The organism is Falsiporphyromonas endometrii (assembly GCF_042654485.1).
Classification (GTDB): Bacteria; Bacteroidota; Bacteroidia; order Bacteroidales; family Porphyromonadaceae; genus Porphyromonas; species Porphyromonas endometrii.
This window is the reverse complement of record NZ_JBHSGO010000142.1, coordinates 1-7,768: the sequence shown is the minus strand read 5'-3', so window position 1 is coordinate 7,768 and position 7,768 is coordinate 1. Positions and strand designations below refer to the sequence as shown.

Genomic DNA, 7,768 nt, shown 5'->3' with positions numbered 1-7,768 from the left:
CTGTTTTAGGAGTTCCTGTGAGTCCAATGGTAGCTCCCATCCAAAAATTGGCTGCTTAAACTCAAGAAATGAGAGGTTGCTAAAAAATTAGAGGCTGAATCATTACGAATAATGACACAGCCCCCTTCAGAAAATGTATGTTAGTATATTAAAATCGTCCTCTTATAGAGCGTCCGCCAGAACTCCTCTTAGGTTTTACAGCTTTTTGCTTAGGAGCCTTGGCAGCTTTGGGAGCTTTTCCTCCGGATGATCTGGAAGTTCTGGCACTTCTTGCAGAGCGTCGAGATTTCTTTTTGTCTTTGACATCTGCTTTCTTCATCCATGAAGAGTCTTGTGTGCAATACAAACCTTTCTCAAAAGCTTTCAACTCGTTCTCAAGACGAGACTGCTCTTTTGCTATCGAATCCGGTGATGAGCAGTACTGAGCCAAAGCTTGATCTTTGAGATTCATTGCCATAACAATGTCTCCTTTATAAAGCCCCATCCTAAAGTAGTCATCCAATGTAGCATTTCTAACATTGTTAAGACTGCTCAGCATTGCCGGCTGTTGTGACAAGTACGGCCTGATTTCGTCATATGGCAACCAGAAGAGAGGCGTATTGACAGTCTCTCCATAATCCCCCAAATCAGTCATAATTGGACATAGAGCCATTATTTTGACCGCTAAGGTACTATTTTGCGGATTAAAAAACCAAATTTCTTTGAGATAATATGCCTTAATATTGTTGGTTGGAACGTCTGCCGGGTCAACTTTATATAGATATTTTGAACCCTTATCTGCTTGATTATACATGATTTGCGTACGTTCTAAGAAGTCCTTAAAAGATAATTCATGAGCATCATCAAAAATCTCATAACCATCCATATATTCGTACACTTTTAATGAACCAGCGTTCATAAGTTCGAAGATTGTAGAGAATAGACTTTTAAGTCCGTCTCGAGGTCTTTCGGGATAGTATAAGGGAGCGTTCTGCTCCAAGTTGAGATCAAGTCGCCTGTATATGATTCTTTCCCATGTTGCACCCTCAGTATGTTGTGTAAGTAGATCGTTAAATTCTCTTGCTCTATTTGAGAGTCGCATATCATTAGGTAGCTGAGACTTGTTGTCTTTAACAGCCCTTTCTTTTCTTATTACCGGGCCGTCAGGGATGTCGTTTTGTGCCAAAAGGCTCTCTCCACAACCCATTGCTACGGCTACAGAAGCCATTATTATAAGCTTATTCATTAATTTCATATCAATATATGATTACCTCCATTGGACTAATTGTACGAGTGACTCCATCAGGACCCACTGCTTGTACATCTGTAATATAGAATGTCTTTCCTCTTTGAAGAGATTTGATTTGTCTAATCTGTCTATCAGAAAATTTGTTGCTGTTAGAGATCTCCGGTATTGTATTTCCCATCGAGTCAATAAACTTTGTAACAAATTTAAGGACCTTATAATTGACATCAAGTACATTGTCATCGATAGCAGCATTGATGCCACCGGCATTGAGAAGTTGTGCTTTTGATATCTTACCACCTCTAAATCTTTTGGGAGCACCGCCTTTGTCTGCAATTTGTATATAAGGCATTGGATCGGGTAGAGCTCTTACTTTGAGTTGGTTTTTTGTCATCACTTGTTGCCTTCCGTCAGCCATCTTTGCTGATACGATTATTTCAGCAGTGCTACCGACTTTTGCCGGCTTAGCAATCCAGAGATCACCACGTTTGGTAATTGTCCCATTGGACATTGTTACCGATAAGTTTTGGCTTGGTACTCCCGGTACAGCTATGGAGATCGGATTGTCTATCCCGGCATATAGCACATTCATAAGTGTTGGAGCTACAGAAGCCATTGGCTCTGTGACGAAATATTGGCTTTCAAACTCCCTTTTCATCGTGGATCCATCAGGCATTTTTAAGTTAACATAGCCTTTGATCGGATAGGTTCCAGGTGCTCCTCCAACTGTCGTAAACACACCATTGTTTTCATGAGGAAGGAGTTTTCCCCCTACATATATATCCGGAGTTTGGGTAGAGTCTACACTTGAAAGTACAATCTGTGCTTTATAGGTGTCTCCCTTCATAATAATTTGACTTTGGGGAAGCACTTGAGCTGTGATCTTGTTTACTCTATAATCACCTACATCAACAGACTTAAGCAGATCCGAAAGCACTTCTCCCTCAACATATCTCACATCACTTTGCATTTTTGATAGGATAGTGACAGCTGCACTTGTCGGCATACTTTCGAAAAGGGATGATGCCCATGAGCCGGATGCTGTTTTGGGCCCTTCTGTATTTAAGAGGTATTCTACAGCTTTAAGCTTGGTCTTATCTCTCATTAACTTAGCGGAAAGAGCCCTAAAAGCCATAATCCTTTTTTTGAGAATCTTCCCCTGTCCATTGATTGGATTGAGTAGCACATAAGATGCAGCTTCAAGGTCATCTTTGGTTTTTATGTCTTTGACATTACCCTCAGGGCCATCAGCCTTTCTGACGATATCAACCTTAAGCCTTTCGATAAATTGGACCAGATTGTTGGCCTCTTGTGATATTTCTTGTCCCTTCGCAAGCCATTGGGAGGCTTTGCTGGGGTTTGTAGCATTAGCAATCTTAAGTTCTCCGAGCAAAATCTGATTTCTTCTATTAGTACCATTGATTGTTGCCTCCAGACTATCATCCACTTTTTGGAATCCATCCAGGACTTCTGAAGATACATTTAGAGCCATCATTGCGATAAACACAAGATACATCAGGTTGATCATCTTCTGTCGGTTGACGTTACCATTAAATCCAACTGGCATGGTTTGTTAGTGTATAAATTCGTTAGACATCAATTGTTTCCGGGCTGGTTCGTTTTGCCTGCCATCGGATTGTTCATTGCAGCGTCATAAGCATTCTCAGGCTTTGGAGCTTCGTTATTGGGTGCAGTCCATTGATTAGGCATAGGAGGCATACCCATATTGGATGTTAGAGCCTTGAGCAGTCTTGCATACACTTCATTGATTTGCTTAAGTTGACTGGCCATAAGGGCATTTTGTTGATTAAATGCTGTACTATCCAATACTGTGCCGTCATACATGTTTTTGATGTGGTGAAGGCCGTTGTTGATATGATCTATTGTATCAATCTGAGAACTGATACCCTTGAGTTGGATTTCGTAAATTGTATTCAGACCGGCAATGTTTTTACCAAGACTTTCGATTTGTTCCTTATAGTTTTGTGAAGCATCCGAGATATTTTGCATCTCTTCGTATGTTTGAGCCATTCGATCGGCCATTTGTCCAATGCGCGCCAATTGTTCGATGGACTCGGTCAACTTATCAATGCCATCATGAAGTTTTTGAAGCTCTTCTTCTCCAACCAAAGAGGCAATAGAATGAGCTTGTCTGTTTGTATTTTCACAATTGATATTGGTTGTTTGGGCTTGTGGCGAAGCCGTATATTCCATTGTTTCCTCCTCTGCGGCCTCCATTTCGTTTCCGGCCACCTCTACGGGTTGCGGAGTCAATGGGGTTTTTGATAGATAAGGCTGAGCATAAGGCATTACTTCTGCCATAGATGGGTCTTCAAAAGGATCTTCTCCTCTTGCAACGCGTTCAGCAGCTTCTTTTGCTTTCTCCTGTAGATATTTCCTTCTGGCTTCAATTTCTTCTTTATCCATCGGATTGTCCGAATCAAGTTGAGGGAAGACATTTTCCCAATGGTATTCGCTTGCCGGCTTTTCGAATCCTGAAACAAAGAATACCAAAAACTCAGTCATCATACCCACAAAAAGCATCAAATTGCCATAGGGTAGGTGCAGTAATTTAAAGAGTGCCCCCAAAATGACTACGGCAGCCCCCCAGCTATACAGAATATTCAATACTCTTTTCCCCTTTCGGCTTGCAAGGAAAAGCTCTACTATATTTTTATACTTTCTATGTTTTGTTTCTTCACTCATAAGGCTTAAGAATTAAGTGTGTTACTTTGAAAAAGCGACGGTCGTTCTAACGCATCTGAAACCAATATAACTTCTTGGCACATTTTGATATTCACTACTGCGGGTTGTACTGCGGATATAACGAGATACATCTTTCCAAGAACCACCTCGTACAACTTTTCTTTTCATGAAATAGGGGTCTTTAACATCAGCTTTGTAATCAAGCTCGGGATTGATATCATTGAATTGTTTGAGACCACTCTCTGTATAAATAGAACTTGTCCATTCGGCAACGTTTCCGGCCATGTCATAAAGACCAAAGTCATTTGGAGAATAGCTTCCAACGCGGGCTGTGATAAGGTGTCCGTCAGATGTATAATCACCTTCACCTGGCTTAAAGTTGCCGAGAAAACAACCTTTACCGGACCTTAAGTCGTCAGAACTCCACGGGTATTTTGAATTGCTGTTGCCGGCTCTGGCAGCATATTCCCACTCAGCTTCCGTAGGAAGTCTAAAGTCCTCGACAATCTGCCCCTCGGGTAGATTAAGGCCCTTCTTGAAGTATGCCGACCTCCATGCGCAAAAGGCTTGGGCTTGCTCCCATGTAATACCCACTACGGGATAATCGTCGTATCCGGGGTGGTTGAAGTAGAGTTTCATATATGAATCATTCTGCGCATTCGGAAAATCATTGATCCAGCATGTCTCATCCGGGTAGATTGGTACAATGTAAGTGTTAAGGAAGTCATATTCGCTTGACAAAGGTCTGGTGATTGTTTCATTGATGATACGTCCATTGTCATCAATGTATGCAGTGTCTTTGGATATTAAAACTTGCTGATTGGGATCAACCTTGATATCTGTATTCAAGTTTCTGAGCGCCGCTTTTAGTTGGTGCCTTCTTAAGGCTGCTGACCTGTAATCGTACACTTCATATTTGTATAACATCTGATCCGGATCCAATTTCTTCTGATGAGTAACCGGATTGGTATAGTAGACGCTATTCATAGCCCGAATCTCCTCCTCTGTTGCTTTCTTTAGGTTGGGCAAAGGCCTGGACCAGTCAAGATGAGGGGGGACGGGATCTCCATATTTGTCTTCTGTGATTTTATATTCTTCCATTCCGCCATAAGCCGGATCAGCCAAGCGTTCACGAATAATGGAGTCTCGGACATAATAGACAAACTGACGATACTGAGCGTTGGTGATTTCTGTGCGATCCATCCAAAATGCGTCTACAGAGATAGGTCTTGTTACATTGATACCTCCCCATACAGAATCGGTAGAGTCCTTGGAACCCATTACAATTGTACCTCTTGGAATTTGTACCATGCCATAAGGCTGTGGCTCATTCCACGTCGTAAGTCGTGCACCGGTAAGCTCCCCGCCAATAGCTCCTCTTTTCCCTGCACATGAAGAGAAAAGCATCGACAAGGCCATACCCGTAGTCACGCTGACTGTGAATATCTTTTTGATTGTCTTCATTGATATCTATATGTATCTATAATAATCTTACACTTTTATGTTTAACATCCCCCTTTTTAGTCTTCTGGATAGGAAAATGGTATGACACCATAAGTTCATGAGTACCATAGTTTCGATTGGCCAATGAGTTAATAGGCATTTCAAAACCATATCCGATATAAACTTTGCCAAAATTCATACCCAAAGATAAGCCAGCAGCTGTATTTGGCCTGTACATCAAAGAACCAAAGAACTTGTCATTGTAGGATGTACCCATCCTCAAATCAATGCGATAGTGCTTGTCCGTGATGCTGGCAAATAAAGACGGATGCCAATGAAATAACGAATTATTAGGCTCTATATTGTATCCTGCCATCAAATTATAACTTGGTAGCAGTGTGAAATATGCATGTTCATCATATTTAACCATAGGCTTAAAAATATGTCTTGCGGCCATGGCAATGTACCAATGTGATCGTGAATACAACAACCCGGCCTTTAAATCAAAGGTTTTCCCTCCAATTTTTGTTTTGGGGATAGCCGGGTCATCAATACTTTGACCTTCGCCATCGATAAGATGCACTTTCGTACCATCAAAGGTACTATTAAATAGCGAAAATTCCGCCCCTATGGATAAGGTTCCACCAAAGAGTTTTTGTCGATATACAGCTTGCCCGGAAAGCTCACTTTGAGTATATAAGCCAATCTTATCGTTGACAATCAAAATGCCTACTCCGATCTCTTTCCCAAGAAATTTAATAGGAGAGTCTCCCATCACAACAAAGCTTTTGGAAGCCCCCGGCATACCTTCCCATTGCCTGTTATGCATGATTGTTAAGAAACATTCCTTGCGGTTTCCTGCAAAAGCCGGATTATAATAATTTTGAGTGCGATCAAACTGAGATAAGACAAGATCACTCTGAGCATAAGATTGGTAATATGATATACCAAATAGTACAAACAGGCATAAAACCGTATATATATTTCTTATTCTTGTCACCAATTGATCTACTATATTTAATAATTTAAGGGATAGTGATAGTCAGGTAGCTTGTCCCCTGACTATGACCATCCCTATAATAAACGACCTAAAGTTCCTTTTTATTGTTGTCATCAAGCAACTTTAGAAGCTATTCTGTTTTATTTGGAATTTGTTTTAAATAATTATCGAGTAGTTTGTGATCTATTACATATTGAGGCAAACAGCAAATTTTAGCTGTATAATCAACTCAAAAAGACAGAAATACAAGCTTCGAACAATATGGAAAGCTCTATTTAGAACCTTTCCATTTTATTTACAATAAATTTAAAACAGCCTACTAATATCACAAAATAAAATGGTATCAATACTCATCCTCATTGAAGAAGAAATCCTCTTTACTTGGGTAATCCGGCCAAATATCTTCGATGGACTCATATATATCACCCTCGTCTTCTATTTCTTGAAGATTCTCTATTACCTCCAATGGGGCTCCGGAACGCTGAGCGTAATCAATCAATTCATCTTTACTTGCAGGCCATGGAGCATCTTCTAACTTAGATGCCAATTCTAATGTCCAATACATACTTTCGGTTTTAATTTTTATGGTTATACAAGCTGTCTAAATAAAATGTAATAATCATTTATTATAGACGTTGCAAAAATATAAGATAATTTTTGAAATACAAGCATATTTTGCAATAAGATTTGCTTCAAGTCAATACAAATCATGCTATCTCATTATAAATAGGAAAGTTAGAAGGAAGTATAACAAGGATAAACAAATATTTATATTGAAGCTATACCCCTTTGTTTAGACAAAACGTAAGCGAAGATAATTTTGAATGAAAAATATTGTCTGAAAATAAGTTAGCTGTTTTCCTGTCTGATATTCATGTCTTTTTGATGGAATGAGCTGTTTTACATTTTCTTGCAAGAAGACAGTTATGTTTATAAAGTTGATTATAGAAGCTCTCTATCGCTGTTGTATAAAAAATGCTATTGTTGTATAAACCCAGATTTGTCGTTAGATGGCAAATTCTAATGACGGTTATTAGAGATTATTACTCTTAATGCATTATATATCATCGTTTTATAATATTATAAAATGATTCTTATCTACTAAATTTCTCCACCATTTTGGTGAGATGTGATAAAGGGAAAGAAGACTTTGAATATTTGAATGTATGTGATACTCCGATGTTCTATTGACATTTTTGGAATAAAGATAGATAAGTGAATATTGAAGTCTCCCAAACACTTTATTTATTCGGATGAGCATTTCAATCGATACTGTCCCGAAAAAGTGTGTAAGACTCAAGACTGTTATCTTTGAAAAAAACAAAATAAAACGATAAACCGTATGAATCTTACACGAGTACAAATTAAAGAAATTATTTCGAATTGTCTGTCAG

At 39.3% G+C, this 7,768-nt stretch carries 6 protein-coding genes; all 6 read right to left on the bottom strand.

Going from position 1 to position 7,768, the window contains the following annotated elements; translation table 11 throughout:
• Window positions 1-148 precede the first annotated feature (148 nt).
• The 6 genes from porN to ACFO3G_RS04385 all read right to left on the bottom strand — a co-directional run bounded on the left by porN (window position 149) and on the right by ACFO3G_RS04385 (window position 6,939).
• A complete protein-coding gene (gene porN / locus ACFO3G_RS04410; RefSeq protein ID WP_380078352.1) occupies window positions 149-1,234 on the bottom strand; it encodes a type IX secretion system ring subunit PorN/GldN in 1,086 nt (361 codons plus the stop codon).
• Window position 1,235: 1 nt separating this feature from the next.
• Window positions 1,236-2,792, bottom strand: coding sequence for a type IX secretion system motor protein PorM/GldM (gene porM, locus ACFO3G_RS04405; RefSeq protein ID WP_380078350.1), 1,557 nt, complete (start codon window positions 2,790-2,792; stop codon window positions 1,236-1,238).
• A gap of 29 nt (window positions 2,793-2,821) precedes the next feature.
• Window positions 2,822-3,931 carry a type IX secretion system motor protein PorL/GldL gene (gene porL, locus ACFO3G_RS04400; RefSeq protein ID WP_380078348.1) on the bottom strand — a complete coding sequence of 370 codons (1,110 nt, stop codon included), beginning with the start codon at window positions 3,929-3,931 and terminating at the stop codon, window positions 2,822-2,824.
• Window positions 3,932-3,952: 21 nt separating this feature from the next.
• Window positions 3,953-5,395, bottom strand: coding sequence for a T9SS ring complex lipoprotein PorK/GldK (gene porK, locus ACFO3G_RS04395; RefSeq protein ID WP_465254276.1), 1,443 nt, complete (start codon window positions 5,393-5,395; stop codon window positions 3,953-3,955).
• Between the two features lie 16 nt (window positions 5,396-5,411).
• Window positions 5,412-6,374: a PorP/SprF family type IX secretion system membrane protein gene (locus tag ACFO3G_RS04390; protein ID WP_380078346.1), complete on the bottom strand. Its 963-nt coding sequence runs from the start codon at window positions 6,372-6,374 to the stop codon at window positions 5,412-5,414.
• Window positions 6,375-6,717: 343 nt separating this feature from the next.
• Complete coding sequence (locus tag ACFO3G_RS04385; protein ID WP_380078344.1) at window positions 6,718-6,939, bottom strand: DUF2795 domain-containing protein; 222 nt, start codon at window positions 6,937-6,939, stop codon at window positions 6,718-6,720.
• Window positions 6,940-7,768 lie beyond the last annotated feature (829 nt).